This is a genomic window from Candidatus Sulfotelmatobacter sp. (assembly GCA_036500765.1).
Lineage (GTDB): Bacteria > Acidobacteriota > Terriglobia > Terriglobales > Acidobacteriaceae > Sulfotelmatobacter.
This window is the reverse complement of the sequence record DASYBM010000004.1, coordinates 1,887,243-1,901,805: the sequence shown is the minus strand read 5'-3', so window position 1 is coordinate 1,901,805 and position 14,563 is coordinate 1,887,243. Positions and strand designations below refer to the sequence as shown.

Genomic DNA, 14,563 nt, shown 5'->3' with positions numbered 1-14,563 from the left:
GTGAACTACATTTGACGTAAGCACCGCTAGTTGTTGGGGTTGGCGGGAAATATGGGAATCGGGAGATTTGGGGCGATTGGGCTACGACGGCCCGCTCGAGACTGTTCCTGGAACGCCCAGAGGCGGCAGGGTGCTGACGATCTTGACGGTCTCAAGACTGACAGTGATGGCCTGACCAATGAGGCGCAGAATGTAGGTGGGGTCGTCCTGGCGGTTGGGGTCGTTGGTGATGCCGCTGCGTGTGTCGGTTGAGACCTGATATTGGTCGATGATCCATTCGAGGGCGGAACGATTGCCGAGACGGTATTGGGCGGGATGCCGGAGAGAGTTAGAAATTGGTTGTAGATTAGCGACGCTTTGTCTTTGGTCAGCTTTGTCTTCTTTACGAGGTAGTTGAGTTGTTCTCCCTTCTTTTCGGTTTTGGTGAGGGCGTATTCGGGTTGTTGTTCGTAGTGGACGTGGATTTCGGCGAGGCGCTGGCCTGCCTTCGCTAAAGCCCGAAACACTTCCTTGTCATCCTGAGGCCCGCGTTCGGTGCGGGCCGAAGGATCTATGGATTCGTTGGCAGCATCGGCGCCATCGGCAAGATGCATAGATCCTTCGTTGGGAGTCACCCGCTTCGCGTGTGACTCCGCTGCCTCAGGATGACAAACGTCCGTGGCACCGGCAAAGGGGATGCGCGGCAGTTCGCGGCGGAGGTTGGCGGCGTAGCGCTCGCGGTATTCGGGGTGGGGCTTGAGTGGTACGACTGGAAATCGTACCCTTCCCGGTCGTGCTGAAGAAAAGGGGTTCAAGGCGTGGCCGTGAACCCCCCACGGGTGGCGTCGTTTGTACACCTGGGGGGCGGGGAAATGCAATGAAGTTGGGGCGTCGTAGCGAGAAGATCAAAAGCAGGTCCCTCGACTGCGTAGGCCGGCTCGCTGCGCTGGCCGGCCTGCTTCACTTGATTGGATAATGACGTTGGATGACAAGGGGGAAAGCGCTGAATGACTGAGGATACGGGAGCTGGATGACAATCGGCAAAAGAGCCTGCGGCCCGATACGGCCGGGCCGCCAGACAGCCGGGGGCGGCTCTCCACATTGGTCTGCTGTTTCTATATTGACCTGAATGAAGCAGCCTGGGAGCCCGCCTGAATGGGCTACTCGGTTGACCCAAGGGTGGTATTGACCCCGGGCACGATTGCGGCGCATTCTCGGTGCATAGTTTGAGCCCAATTTGTTTGAGTGCTGCTTCACGCCGCTTTGGAGGAAGTAATGGCCGAGCCCCAGTTGGAGAAGAGGGGTGCGCGACGATTTGCGCTGCGCGTACCGGTTACCGTCGATCACGAGAACGCCAAAGGATCTGCGGAGTTGCGCGATGTGAGCGCTCGCGGCATCAGCTTTTATCTGGAGTCGGCGGTGAGTCAGGGGTCGGCGATTGGTTTTACGCTGACGCTGCCGCCGGAGATCACCCTCACCGAAAGCATTCGCGTACAGTGCAAAGGGCGTGTCGTACGAGTCGAAAATGGGCGACCCGACGGCAGACTCGCGGTGGCCGCCGTGATTGAGGAATACGAATTTCTGCCGGAAGCGTAGAGGCGGGCGTCAGGCCTCAGGCATTGAACCTTGGACCTTCAAGCATCGGACTTGGGCCTCCTCGCTTATTGCATCTCCACAGATCCTTGGTTGGAAGTAGCTTCCAGCGCGGCGGGCGAGGACGCCCGCCGGACAGCCGCCGGGACGGCGGCGCTACGGGCTGACTCCCGACGCCCATCTGACCCCTAGCCTCTGACCCCCGAGCCCTGATATCTTTCCTTCAAGCCTACAGTGAGGGGATTTTGTCGCGAGCCGCGCTTACGAAGCATGCGCTGAAGACGTATTTATCTTTATCTCTATCTTTATCTCTATCTTTATCTTTATCTTTATCTTTATCCTGCACGATAGTGGCGACGCTGCTTGCGGCCGAGCTTAATGCTCAGACTTTCGGGCCGCCGCCGACTGTGACCAGCGTTCGCATCGTGCACGAGCGCGGCGCTCCGGCGGTGGAGATTCTTTCCAGCGGCGGTCCGGTGATTCCCGAGGTGCAGATGATCGATTCGCCGCCGCGGCTGGTGATCGATCTGTCTAACTCGCGGTTGGGGCCTGCGATGCAAAAGCGCGTCGCCATTCACAAGGGGAACATCCTCGCGATTCGCATCGATCAATTTCAGCAGAAGCCGCCGGTCACCCGTATTGTTCTCGATCTGCTCGAGCCTTATGGCTATACCTGGGATGGCGCGGGCCCTCGGTTGATGGTTCGGCTGAAACCAGCCGGCGAAATGAGTGCCGGGCAGAAACTGCGCGTGGAACCGCCGACGGTTTCTGGATTATCGGTTTCTGGAATATCGGCGAAGGCTGTTCCTACTGTGGTACCGGTGACTGGCGGATCGGGGGCGATGGTGGTTCCGGGCAGCCGCATCGGTTCGGGATCGTCGGTGACCGCGGGTTCAGAAACGGCGGTGCTGCGGGTTACCGGCGGAGGGGAAGTTCGCATCTGCCCCGGCACCACGGTTTCCGTGACGCCCTCGCAGAGCAAGCGTGACCTGATGTTCGGCCTGAGCACGGGCGCGATCGAGGCGCACTATTCGCTGCATGCGTCGGCAGACGCAGTGCTCACGCCGGACTTCCGCATTCTGTTTGCGGGGCCGGGAGAATTCCATTTTGCCGTCAGCGCCGACGCTCACGGAACAACATGCGTGCGCGCGCTGAAGGGGAATACCTCATCTGCGATCGTCTCTGAGTTGATGGGCGACCGGATTTATCAGGTTAAGCCGGCCGAACAGGCGGTGTTTCATTCCGGACAGATCGATAAGGTAGATGGCGACGTTCCATTGGAGTGCGGGTGCCCGGCGCCGTCGCCGGTGATGCGGGCGCAGGCTGCGTATGCGCCGAATGTGCCGGAGTCGGAATTGCCGGAGAAAGTGCGGGTCGGAGGTAATGAGACGCCGGTTCCGCCTGGTCGGGTCGCGGCGGGACCGGGGGACTCCGCAAATGGAGGTTTGAGCGGGAGTTCGGTGAGCGCGTCGGCTTCGGGTTCGAGACTGTCCAGCGGACCCGAGACGGCCCCGCTGCCGCCATCACGGGCCGATGAAGTGCACGTGCAGGTGGATGCGCCGCTGGTATTCAACGCGAAGAACCGCGCTGCCGTGGCGCCCGCGCCGGTGCAGGCCGCGCAGGATTTGCCGACGGAGGATTCGCCGGCGCGGCAGGCTCATCTCGACATGGTGGTGCGGATGCCGCCAGAGAAGTCTGACCACCGCGGATTCTTTCGCCGGGTCGGGGGATTCTTCGGAACGTTGTTCAAGTAAGAGTCGGTTGGTCTTTTTCCCGCGTGGCCCCGGACGAATTCCTCCGGGCAAAGCAAGAGCGGATGGGGTGCGGGCGGACGAAAGCGTCCGCCGCTATGTGGTTCGGGCCTTGGATTCCGATTTTCCTGAGGGCCGAGGGCTGACGCCTGCTTCACCTTAGCTGCGGTTGATGGCGCGGCGCAGGGGTTCGACCTTGTCGCGCAGATCGTCGGCGAGATCGGCGCCGCGGCTGGCCACGTCGCGTACGCGGTCGCCAACGTCGCGCACCCGCTCTTTGGCTTCGTCGGTCCATTCGTCGAACGTGTCCCGTGCGTCTTCGTATCCGCGTTTCAGGTCGCGCCGAAGCTGCCTTCCGGTTTTGGGAGCGAGCAGGAGTCCGACAAGCGCTCCCGCGCCCAGTCCAATGAACAAGAATGTGATAGCCGTGCCAATGTTGCTGCCTTCTGACGATTCATACCTTCCGGTTCGCATGATAAATGACCTCTTTTCTGCCCGGTGATGCGGGGAGCATGGTCTTAAGTCCGGCCAGGTACGATTCTAGTCCTATAAAAGAGGTTGCTGCGAATCGAATTCGCGGGTCGGATTGCCAGCTTGCATGCGGCGAATTCAGATTTGGTCCTCGACAATTTCGCTCTTGATCCTGGCCATTGAACTCGCAGCAAGAGTCAAAGGCAGCGAACAAGAGTGTCCGCACTACACACTCGATTTCCTTTCCCTTGGGCCTCCGTGTAAAATGAAGCCTTACGCCACTATGGCAGCGGAACCTGTGGCTTGCCCACCTTCCGTTGTTCTGCAAGAGCAATCGTATTCATTTAAGAGCTTCATTGAACAGCAAGGAGATTTTTCTAAGCGATGTCGATCCCTGCCACCCAACTTCGTCCGGGCATGATCATTCGGCACAACAATGATCTGCATTCCGTTTTCAGCGTCGAGCACCGGACGCCCGGCAACCTGCGGGCGTTTATCCAGGCCAAGCTGCGCAATCTGCGCACCGGCGCCATGTTCGAGCACCGCTTCCGCTCCCCGGACCCCATCGAGAAGGTCAACGTGGACGAAGTTGAGATGCAGTTTCTCTACGCCGACGGCGACAGCTACTACTTCATGGACACCTCGAACTACGAGCAGACCCACCTCAGTAAGGAAATCCTGGGCGACGCCGTGGATTACCTGATTGCGAATCTCGAAATCAAAGTGGAGTTTTTCGACGGCAAGGCGGTCGGGATCGAACTGCCGCAGACCGTCATCCTGACCGTAGTCGAAACCGAGCCGGGATTGAAGAGCGCGACCGCTTCAAGCGTGACCAAGGCTGCCCGCACCGAGACCGGGCTGGTGGTGCAGGTTCCTCCATTCATCAATGAGGGCGAGAAGATTAAAGTGGACACGTCGGAAGGCGCGTATCTGTCCAGAGCGTAAGGCGATCGTCGATTGCAGATTTTAGATTTCAGATTGCAGATTGAAAACCGGACACACATTCGTGTGGATGGAATGTTCAATTTGCATTCTTAAATCATGAATCTGCAATCTGAAATCGTCAATCTGAAGTTTCTTCCAGAATGACCGCCAGCGAGAAACCCATCGAAGCCCGCCGCCTTATCGTCCGCGGACGCGTGCAGGGCGTCGGTTTCCGCTGGTTCGTCGAGCGCGAGGCGCACATTCTGGGCATCGCCGGATGGGTGCGCAACAATCATGATGGCAGCGTCGAAGTTCTGGCTCAGGGCACGCGCGACCAACTTTCGGGGCTTCATTCGCGTCTGCGTGAAGGGCCGCGCGCCGCTCGAGTGGACGCGGTCGAAGTAGCCGAGGCCAATCCAGTCGCGGGAATGAGTTCATTTCGTATTGAAGGGGCGTGGTAAGGCAAGGTTTCACAGTTGCCGGGTTTCAAAGTTTCAAGGTAAGTGCAGCGCCGTCGGTTTCACTTTGCAACCTTGAAACGCCGCAAGGTTTGAAACCGTGAAGATGAGAGAGGAAAATACCGGTGCCGTCCGTGTCTATGAATGCCGACCAATTGAAACATCTCATCCGCGAGATTCCCGATTTTCCGAAGAAGGGGATTCTCTTTTACGACATCACCACGCTGCTCAAGGATAAGACCGGCTTCGCGACGCTCATCGACAAACTGGCGGAGCATTATATTTCGCAGGATGTCGATCTGGTGCTGGGCATGGAAGCGCGCGGATTTATTTTTGCGCCGGCGCTGGCCTATCGCCTGAACGCGGGCTTCGTTCCCGTGCGCAAGCCGGGCAAGCTTCCGGCGGCATGCGTGAAATACGATTACGCGCTCGAATACGGGACGAATTCTTTGGAGATTCACAAGGACGCGATTCAGAAAGGGCAACGGGTGCTGATCGTCGACGATCTGCTGGCCACTGGCGGGACCGCGGAGGCGACCGCGAAACTCGCCTCCTCACTCGGTGCCGAGATCGCCGGCCTGGGATTTGTGGTGGAACTGAAATTCCTGAACGGCCGTGACCGGCTGAAAGAGTATGAAGTGATGTCGCTGCTGCGCTACGACAAATAGATCTTCGGTCTTAGGGCTGGATCTTAGGTACTGACGCAGAGGTATAACCTACCGCCAGACACGAGCGATCATCCAGGCAAGGCCGGCCCAGAAGGCTGTGCTGAAGCCAATCGACAGCGCCATTCCTGAAATCGCGCCCCAGTTGATGCGGCGGCCGCGTGCTTCGAATTCGGAGTCGGAGTCGAAGGCAAACCAGGAGGGTAAAAATCCGATGTCGAGTGTTACGTCCAGGGCCCTCGCCGAGCGCCTGCTGGAGCCAAGAACGTGGGTGCCTGCCGTAGAGGGAAACTGCAACATTCTGTAGCTCATGAAGCACCTCCTCCTCTGCACGAGCAACTTACTTGCCAACTTGGGGCGCGAACCAAACTACTGAAAATAAGAGGCTCGTTTCCGCTATCGGGTTGCCGGACTTCTCTGTTGTGTCAATAATCCCCATGCCGCACTCGATCTTTGCCGCATTTTGTGATTCCTTGCGGCAGCAGTTTCTTGCGCAGCAGAGTGCGCTGATGTAAGAAACCCGGCACCTCTACAGTAGTTTCGGCCGGGCTCTAGGGCTCTGCCAGTGACAAACGGGAGTCCTTGGGCAGGTAGCCCTTGCGCCGGAACCAGTCTTCCATGGCGTCTTTGAGTTGATCGAGAGGGACGCTGGAACCAATCTCCATCTGGCCGTCAGCGAGCGGGAGGGTGTCGTCAAAAACGCTGGCGTTGGTGAAGTTGCGCATGGAGAAGCTATCGAGCCACTTCAGCGGGCAGGGAAGCGGTCGGCCATCGGAGTCATACTCGACGCGAATCTTGCGGGCGAACATGAAATGATTTAATCACATGGGTGTTCTGACTGGCAGCGCTACGACTGGAATCCTTATCGTTCTAGTGCTGCGCCCGCGGTCCGGCCGCCTTCACTTCCGGCGGAGGATCGAAATTTTCGAAGTTCCTGGCGAAGCGGTTGCGCAGCTCTTCGGCGGCTTTGTCATAGGCGGCTTTGTCGGGCCAGGCATGGCGCGGGTTCAAGACATTTGCGGGCACGCCGTGACAATGCTTCGGAATGTTGAATCCGAATGTTGGCTCAATCTCAAACTCCTGCTTGATCAGCTCGCCCTCGACGGCGGCGTCGACCATGGCGCGGGTGTAAGGAATATCCATGCGCTTGCCGACGCCGTAGGGTCCGCCTTGCCAGCCGGTGTTGACCAGCCAGCATTGCGCATTATGTTCGCGCAGGCGGCGACCCAGCATCTCGGCATAAATTTTCGGAGGCAGTGGCATGAAGGGCGAGCCGAAGCAGGTCGAGAAGGTTGCGGACGGCTCTTTCACGCCCGCTTCGGTTCCGGCAACTTTGGCCGTGTATCCCGAAAGGAAGTGATACATGGCCTGCTCGGGCGTGAGCTTCGAAATCGGCGGCAGCACGCCGAAGGCGTCGGCGGTGAGGAATACGACATTCTTCGGATGCCCGCCAATGCCCGGAATCACGGCGTTTTCGATGAAATCTACGGGATACGCGGCGCGAGTATTCTCGGTCTTCGAGTCATCGTTGTAGTCGGGAATGCGCGTGTGCGGGTCGAGAGTGACGTTTTCGAGGACGCATCCGAAGCGCAGCGCGTTCCAGATTTGCGGCTCGTTCTTCTTCGAGAGCTTGATGCACTTGGCGTAACATCCGCCCTCGAAGTTGAAGACGCCGTTGGCGCTCCAGCCATGTTCATCGTCGCCGATCAGGTCGCGCGAGGGATCGGCCGAGAGCGTAGTCTTGCCGGTGCCCGACAGGCCGAAGAACAGGGCGCTCACTCCGTTGTGCCCGACGTTGGCGGAGCAGTGCATGGGGAAAACATTGCGCTGGGGCAGCAGAAAATTCATGATGCTGAAGATCGACTTCTTCATTTCGCCGGCGTAAGACGTTCCGCCGATCAGCACCGTGCGGCGGGTGAAGTTCAGCAGCACGAAAACTTCGGAGTTCACGCCGTCGCGCCGGGGATCGGCTTTGAACTCGGGCGCCGCGATCACGGTGAATTCGGCACGATGATGTTTGAGTTCTGCCGCCGTGGGACGCAGGAATAATTGCCGTACGAATAAATTGTGCCACGCGTATTCGTTCACGATGCGAACTGGCAGGCGATAGGCGGGATCGGCGCCGCAGAAAAGATCCTGCACGAAAAGCTCGCGCCCGCGCAGGTGCTCCATCACGCGCTCATAGAGAGCGTCAAATTTCTCCGCATCAATCGGCTGGTTTACGGCTCCCCAGGCGATCGAGTTCGCGGTGGTTTCATCCTTGATGATGAATTTGTCTTTAGGCGACCGGCCGGTGCGATTCGTATATCCGACAAGTGCGCCGTTGGCGGCCAACTTCGCCTCATTACGCCGGATGGAGTGCTCCACCAACAATGCCGGAGAAAGATTGAAGTGCGTCCGGCCTTCGCTCAGCAACTCGGCTACGTCGCTGACGTGCATCGTGGTAGCCATCGGAGGATCTCCTCTACGCGCCCGCAAAACAGTCACAAAAGCGCAAACATTATATTCTCCCTCAAAGAGACCCCGACTGCCAAATTTTGTGGCTTCGCCGATGCGTTGGTCTACCTGGAAATTCCAGACTTTGGTTTTACCTTCGTGAGCCTTAGTGTCCTTCGTGGTTAATGGTGTTGTTTTCAGCGGGGGAAAATCGATTCGCTATTGGGAGGTTTTGTAATCGCAGGCGCTGCGGCAGGGTTCACAATAGAGGAGACCGTCATTGCATAGACGGATGTCGATCACGGACTGGCAGAGGCAGCAGAATTTCTCGCACTGACACGAGGCCTCCTGTTGTTCGCACTGCGCGCATTTGTATCGGGCAGGGCCGGGTCGGGTGCTCACGAAATGACTGTAGCGCGAAGCGGCAAAGCGCGAAAATGACCTTGGTAACGATTGCCGATCGATTGCAGATTGTCGATTTCAGATTGCAGATTGAAAACCTTGGCGGCTTCAATCTAAAATCCGAAGTCCGGTTCACCGCCGCCCGCCAAACGCCCAATTTCCTCGTGGCCTATAATTCCAAACAATGACCTTCCAACAGTTGCTGGATGGCGCGGAGGTTCTCTCGCAAAGCGGAGACCCAAGCGTTAATGGTGTGGAATATGATTCGCGCCGGGTCAAGGCAGGTTGCGTATTCGTGGCCATGCACGGGGAGAGCTCCGACGGAAATCGTTTCATCGATCAGGCGATTCGGGCGGGCGCAGTCGCAGTGGTCACCGACTCGGCCGATGAAAAGCAGCGTGAGGGAGTTGCATGGGCGGTGGTGCCCCACGGCCGGCGGGCTCTGGCGCGGCTGAGCGCGAATTTTTATAAGCGTCCCGGCGAGCGGATTGCGGTTACGGGGATCACCGGGACGAACGGCAAGAGCACGACCGCATTTCTGATCGAGTCAATCTTTACAGCGGCGGGACGTAAGAGCGCCTTAATCGGGACGATTGAATATCACGTTGCGGGCAACATCTATCCCGCGCCCCACACTACGCCGGAAGCTCTCGAACTGACGCGCCTTTTCAACCAGGCGCTGGGTCTGGGGGCGACGGACGCGGTCATGGAAGTGTCGTCGCATGCGCTGGCGCAGGAACGTGTATTCGGCGTGCCGTTCGACGTGGCCGTATTCACCAACCTGACGCGCGATCATCTCGATTATCACAAGACGATGGACGAATATTTCGCGGCCAAGCGTGTGCTCTTCGAAGGCTGCAGTACCGATCCGCCGCGCGCGGTGGTGACGAATCTTGACGACGAATATGGAGCGAAGCTGGCCAGGTTCAGCCGCAAACGCAGCGCTGTCGTGCTGTCCTACGGCTGGACGCAAGGAGACTTTCACGCTGAGAACGTGGACATTAGTCCGCGCGGCACGCGCTTCGACATGGCCACGCCGCAGGATAAAATTCCGATTTTCTCTCCGCTGATCGGGCGGGTGAATGTGTACAACATTCTGGCTGCGGCGGCGGCCTGCTTCGCGCGCGGCTGCAATCCGCAGGCGATCGCGCGCGGAATCGAATCGCTCACGCACGTGCCTGGGAGATTCGAACGCGTCGATTGTGGGCAAGCCTTCACTGTGGTCGTCGATTACGCGCACACCGACGACGCGTTGCGCAATCTTACGGCGTTGGCCCGCGAGTTTGTGCAGCGCGATGGAGGCCACGCCAGAGTCGTGACCGTATTCGGTTGCGGCGGCGATCGCGATCGCGCCAAGCGTCCGCTGATGGGCGAGGCCGCCGGGCGCGGCAGCGATTTTGTCGTGCTCACTTCCGACAATCCCCGCAGCGAGGATGCGTGCGCCATCATAAACGACGCCATTGTCGGCCTCCAGAGGACCGGGGTGAAATACAGCGTTGAGCCGGATCGGCGTAAGGCGATTGCGCTGGCCATCGCAGAGGCGCGCCCTGGCGACATTGTGTTGCTGGCCGGAAAAGGACACGAAAAGATTCAGGTCACCCGCGAAGGCGCCCTGCCGTTTGACGACGTAGAAGTGTCTCGTGCGGCTCTGCGTTCGGCGGGATTCGAATGCGAAGAAGTGAGCGGCGGAAAGCGGGCATGAAGCTGACGCTCGCGAAAATCGCGGAATTCATTTCTGCCTGCGGTGAGTTTCCGCGGGAAGAAGTGGCGCAGGGCTATTCCATAGATTCGCGCACGATCGAGCGCGGTGAACTGTTCTTCGCGGTCAAGGGAGAACGCCTCGACGGCCACGACTATGTGGTCGCGGCTCTGGAAAAAGGTGCGGCGGCGGTCGTTCGTAAAGATCAACTGAATCGTTACTCGGACCAAAGCCGGCTCCTGGCGGTGGACGATACGCTCGCCGCGCTCCAAGACCTGGCCGGCGCAGTGCGCCAGCTTTGGGGCAAGCCTCTGGTGGGCGTTACCGGTTCGGCAGGAAAGACGACGACCAAAGAAGCGATTGCGCATGTTCTGAGCGCACGCTTCCGCGTGCTCAAGTCCGAGGGCAACTTTAACAATCATTTCGGCCTGCCGCTGATGCTCTTGAAACTGGAGCCGGGGCACGACATTGCTGTGATCGAGATGGGCATGTCACACGCCGGCGAAATTCGCGCCTTGGCTAAGATCGCGCGACCGGAGATCGGGGTGGTCACCAATGTCGCTCCGGTGCATCTGGAGTTTTTCGATTCGATCGGCGGAATCGCGCGGGCCAAGTATGAATTGATCGAGTCGCTCCCGGTCACTGGCATCGCTGTCCTCAATGCCGACGATGAATATGTCTCGCAGTTCGGGCGCGATTTCAAGGGCAAAATAATTACCTACGGCATGCGAGCCATCGCCAACATCCGCGCCGAGAATGTGCAGACGCGAGGCGACGGCGGTTCCGACTTTGACGTCGTGACGGCCGCTGGGCGCGAGCATGCCCATCTGCCCTTGGTCGGGGAACACAACATTCTGAATGTGCTGGCGGCGGTGGCCGTGGGAGTGGCTCGAGGATTGACGCCATCCGAAGCGGTTGCCTCGCTCGCGAGTCTCACCCCGCCCGACAAGCGTGGGCAGGTTCTCCAATTCGGCAACATCACGGTCATTAACGATTGCTACAATTCCAATCCGAAGGCGCTGCATGCCATGGTCGATGCGCTGGCCGCAATGAAAGCAGGTCGTCGCATTGTTGTTGCAGGAGAGATGCTGGAACTTGGTTCGTCGGCTGAGGAACTGCACCGCGCCGCCGGACAGCATATCGCCGGGAAAAAGATCGACGTTCTTATTGGCGTGCGCGGACTCGCCCAGTCGATGGTCGAGACCGCGCGGCAAGCAGGTGCGAAGGCCGAATTCGTGACGACGCCCGAAGAAGCTGGCGAATGGCTGGCCTGCGAAACGCGTTCGGCCGACGTGGTGCTGCTCAAGGCTTCGCGCGGGGTGAAGCTTGAGAAGGCGTTGGACGCATGGAAGAAATTGAAAGATTGAGTAATGGGGTAATTGAGTAATTGGGAAACTGCAGGACGCGACCGCGCCGAAATCCAATTGTCCAATTACTAAATTCCCCAATTACTCAATTCGTGGACGGAGGCTGATTGCTCTATTGGCTGTTGTTCGTCAAGCTGCAACATTATGTTGCGCCGTTCCGCATCTTTCGCTACGTCACGTTCCGCACGGCGTTTGCCAGCCTGACAGCTCTCTTCACCGCCTTGATTGTTGGGCCGCTGGTTATTGGCCGGCTGCGCGACTTTCAGATCGGACAGTATATTCGCGAAGAGGGTCCGAAAGCTCATCAGAAAAAAGCGGGCACGCCCACGATGGGTGGACTGCTGATCGTGATTGCAATCGTCGTCCCCACGCTGTTGTGGGCGGACCTGAGCAATCGCTTCGTGTGGATCGCCGTTTTCTCTACCTGCGCCTATGCCGCCATTGGATTCGCCGACGATTACACTAAGGTGACCCGACGCCGCAACCTCGGCCTCACCGCACGCGCCAAGTTAGGATTGCAGATCGCCACCGGCATTGTAGTTGCCTCGATGTTGATTGCCATGCAGGCCTACGGCATGTACTCCACCCGGTTGATCGTGCCGTTCTTCAAGCAATACCAACCCGATCTTGTAGTGCAAAGCCTGGAACGTTTTCCGCATGTTTGGTTTCTGGCATTTCTGCCGTTCATCGCTTTCGTCGCGTTCATCATCGTAGGGGCGAGCAACGCGGTGAATCTTACCGACGGGCTCGACGGACTCGCGATTGGCTGCACTGTAATCGCGGCCGGTGCGTTGACGGTGCTGACCTACGTCAGCGGCCACGCCACGTTCGCTACTTATCTCGAACTCCCGCGCATGCCGCAAGTCGCTGAGCTGACTATTTTTTGCGGGGCGATGGTGGGTTCGTCCATCGGATTTCTCTGGTACAACGCGCATCCCGCAGAAGTTTTCATGGGAGACGTCGGATCGCTGGCCCTGGGTGGCGCCATCGGCACGGTCGCGGTCATCATCAAGCAGGAGTTGCTGCTGCCATTTATCGGCGGCGTGTTTGTGATCGAAGCAGTCTCGGTGATCCTGCAAGTCGGCTCGTACAAGCTGCGCAAGAAGCGCATCTTTAAGATGGCGCCACTGCATCATCACTTCGAACTGATGGGCTGGTCCGAATCGAAGATCATCGTGCGGTTCTGGATCGCATCGTTGATTTTCGCGCTGTTCGCGCTGACGACGCTGAAATTGAGGTAGGAGAACCTGGCCACGGATCTTCACGGATTACACGGATAGGCCTTTAATTGTTTATTTTCTTGATCTGTGTGAATCCGCGTAAATCCGTGGCCGAGAATTTGACGCTGTGTGTCTGTGGGTCTGTGGTGAAATGGTTGCGATGGAACTGAACGGAAAACGCGTGCTCGTGGTCGGCCTGGGCAAGTCGGGCGTGGCCTCGGCTTTGTTTATGAAAGCGCGCGGCGCGCAGGTGACGGTTTCCGACACCAAGAGCGGCGACGAACTGCACAACGAAATTCCCGTGCTGCTCGATCACGGCATCGCGGTCGAAACCGGCGGACACGGCGAACGCACCTTTCGCGGCCAGGATTTAATCGTGGTCAGCCCGGGCGTCCCCGTGGATGCGCCGCCGCTGGTGCAAGCGCGCGCTCTTGGCGAGTCTGTGATTGGCGAGATTGAACTCGCGGCACAATTTCTTCCTGGGCCTATCGTCGCCATCACGGGATCGAATGGCAAGACGACCACTACGACTCTTACCGGCGAAATTATGACGGCCGCAGGTTTCGCGGCTCTGGTCGGCGGCAACATCGGAACGCCTGCCATCTCGCTGGCCGAGCGCGCCACGCCGGAGACCGTAATTGTGCTCGAGGTATCGAGCTTTCAACTGGAAACGATTCAAACCTTCCGCCCGAAAGTCGCCGTCGTGTTGAATGTCACGCCGGACCATCTCGATCGACATCGGACTTTTGATGCCTATGTGGACGCGAAAGCCCGCATCTTCGAGAACCAGCAGGGAAGCGATTTCGCGGTGCTCAATGCAGACGATCCCACGTGCGTCGAGATGGCGGCGAGGACCCCCGCGCAGGTCTTCTGGTTCAGCCGGCAGAAGGAAGTGCAACAAGGCGCATGGATGCGGGACGGCAACATCGTCTTCCGCAATGGCGGGGAAAAGCAGAAAAGCGATCAGCGTGAGATCATGCTGGTCTCAGAAATTCCGTTGAAGGGCGCGCACAATCTGGAGAACGTGCTGGCTGCGGTGTGCGCCAGCGCGCTGATGGGCTGCGCCCCCGAAAAAATTCGCCAGGCCGTGTGCGACTTCAAGGCGGTCGAGCATCGCCTGGAATTTGTCGCCACGATCCGCGGCGTAGATTACTACAACGACTCCAAAGCCACCAACGTCGATGCGACCATCAAAGCGCTGGAGTCGTTCCCCGCCAACATTCACCTGATTCTTGGCGGCAAGGACAAAGGCAGCGACTATAGCGTCCTTAACGACCTGCTGCGCCAGCGCGTGAAACGCGTGTATACGATCGGCGCCGCGGCGGCGAAGATCGAATCGCAAATTGGTTCTACTTCCGGAGGCCACGGGAAAGATGGCGGCCCAGAAATCGTCCACGCCGAGACACTGGAGAACGCCATCCGCAAAGCCCATGCCGTAGCGCAGCCTGGCGACGTTGTCCTGCTGGCCCCCGCCTGCGCCAGCTTCGATCAGTTTAAGAGCTACGAGCACAGGGGGCGGGTGTTCAAAGAGATCGTGCAGGGACTGGCCACGAACACCAGGTGACCCTTGAGCGAGTGGGACAAGTGACACATACCGT

The 14,563-nt window shown here is 58.7% G+C and carries 13 protein-coding genes; 9 read left to right on the top strand and 4 right to left on the bottom strand.

The window, feature by feature from the left end; translation table 11 throughout:
* The first annotated feature begins 1,254 nt into the window (after window positions 1-1,254).
* Window positions 1,255-1,575 carry a PilZ domain-containing protein gene (locus VGM18_10930; GenBank protein HEY3973510.1) on the top strand — a complete coding sequence of 107 codons (321 nt, stop codon included), beginning with the start codon at window positions 1,255-1,257 and terminating at the stop codon, window positions 1,573-1,575.
* 347 nt (window positions 1,576-1,922) lie between these two features.
* Window positions 1,923-3,326 (top strand): AMIN domain-containing protein, encoded by a 1,404-nt coding sequence (locus VGM18_10925; protein HEY3973509.1) that lies wholly within the window; start codon window positions 1,923-1,925, stop codon window positions 3,324-3,326.
* 156 nt (window positions 3,327-3,482) lie between these two features.
* Here the strand turns inward: VGM18_10925 and VGM18_10920 are convergent, their stop codons facing one another.
* Window positions 3,483-3,797 carry a YtxH domain-containing protein gene (locus VGM18_10920; protein ID HEY3973508.1) on the bottom strand — a complete coding sequence of 105 codons (315 nt, stop codon included), beginning with the start codon at window positions 3,795-3,797 and terminating at the stop codon, window positions 3,483-3,485.
* Between the two features lie 381 nt (window positions 3,798-4,178).
* Between VGM18_10920 and efp the strand changes: the two genes are divergently transcribed.
* The 3 genes from efp to VGM18_10905 all read left to right on the top strand — a co-directional run bounded on the left by efp (window position 4,179) and on the right by VGM18_10905 (window position 5,844).
* Entirely contained in the window at window positions 4,179-4,739 is a 561-nt protein-coding gene (gene efp / locus VGM18_10915; protein ID HEY3973507.1) for an elongation factor P, read from the top strand.
* 140 nt (window positions 4,740-4,879) lie between these two features.
* Window positions 4,880-5,179 (top strand): acylphosphatase, encoded by a 300-nt coding sequence (locus tag VGM18_10910; GenBank protein HEY3973506.1) that lies wholly within the window; start codon window positions 4,880-4,882, stop codon window positions 5,177-5,179.
* Window positions 5,180-5,316: 137 nt separating this feature from the next.
* Window positions 5,317-5,844 carry an adenine phosphoribosyltransferase gene (locus VGM18_10905; GenBank protein HEY3973505.1) on the top strand — a complete coding sequence of 176 codons (528 nt, stop codon included), beginning with the start codon at window positions 5,317-5,319 and terminating at the stop codon, window positions 5,842-5,844.
* Window positions 5,845-5,892: 48 nt separating this feature from the next.
* Here the strand turns inward: VGM18_10905 and VGM18_10900 are convergent, their stop codons facing one another.
* The 3 genes from VGM18_10900 to pckA all read right to left on the bottom strand — a co-directional run bounded on the left by VGM18_10900 (window position 5,893) and on the right by pckA (window position 8,292).
* A complete protein-coding gene (locus tag VGM18_10900) occupies window positions 5,893-6,153 on the bottom strand; it encodes a hypothetical protein (GenBank protein HEY3973504.1) in 261 nt (86 codons plus the stop codon).
* A gap of 239 nt (window positions 6,154-6,392) precedes the next feature.
* Window positions 6,393-6,650 carry a hypothetical protein gene (locus VGM18_10895; protein HEY3973503.1) on the bottom strand — a complete coding sequence of 86 codons (258 nt, stop codon included), beginning with the start codon at window positions 6,648-6,650 and terminating at the stop codon, window positions 6,393-6,395.
* Between the two features lie 61 nt (window positions 6,651-6,711).
* Window positions 6,712-8,292 carry a phosphoenolpyruvate carboxykinase (ATP) gene (gene pckA / locus VGM18_10890; protein HEY3973502.1) on the bottom strand — a complete coding sequence of 527 codons (1,581 nt, stop codon included), beginning with the start codon at window positions 8,290-8,292 and terminating at the stop codon, window positions 6,712-6,714.
* 571 nt (window positions 8,293-8,863) lie between these two features.
* On the opposite strand from pckA, the gene VGM18_10885 reads away from it, so the two are divergent.
* The 4 genes from VGM18_10885 (at window position 8,864) to murD (ending at window position 14,529) form a co-directional block, all read left to right on the top strand.
* A complete protein-coding gene (locus VGM18_10885; protein ID HEY3973501.1) occupies window positions 8,864-10,381 on the top strand; it encodes a UDP-N-acetylmuramoyl-L-alanyl-D-glutamate--2,6-diaminopimelate ligase in 1,518 nt (505 codons plus the stop codon).
* Window positions 10,378-11,745: a UDP-N-acetylmuramoyl-tripeptide--D-alanyl-D-alanine ligase gene (gene murF, locus VGM18_10880; protein HEY3973500.1), complete on the top strand. Its 1,368-nt coding sequence runs from the start codon at window positions 10,378-10,380 to the stop codon at window positions 11,743-11,745. Before VGM18_10885 ends, murF begins: the two co-directional genes overlap by 4 nt.
* 107 nt (window positions 11,746-11,852) lie before the next feature.
* The gene (mraY, locus tag VGM18_10875) at window positions 11,853-12,986 is read left to right on the top strand and encodes a phospho-N-acetylmuramoyl-pentapeptide-transferase (protein ID HEY3973499.1); all 1,134 of its coding nucleotides are present in this window, start codon (window positions 11,853-11,855) and stop codon (window positions 12,984-12,986) included.
* Between the two features lie 139 nt (window positions 12,987-13,125).
* Window positions 13,126-14,529 carry a UDP-N-acetylmuramoyl-L-alanine--D-glutamate ligase gene (gene murD / locus VGM18_10870; protein HEY3973498.1) on the top strand — a complete coding sequence of 468 codons (1,404 nt, stop codon included), beginning with the start codon at window positions 13,126-13,128 and terminating at the stop codon, window positions 14,527-14,529.
* Window positions 14,530-14,563: the final 34 nt, after the last annotated feature.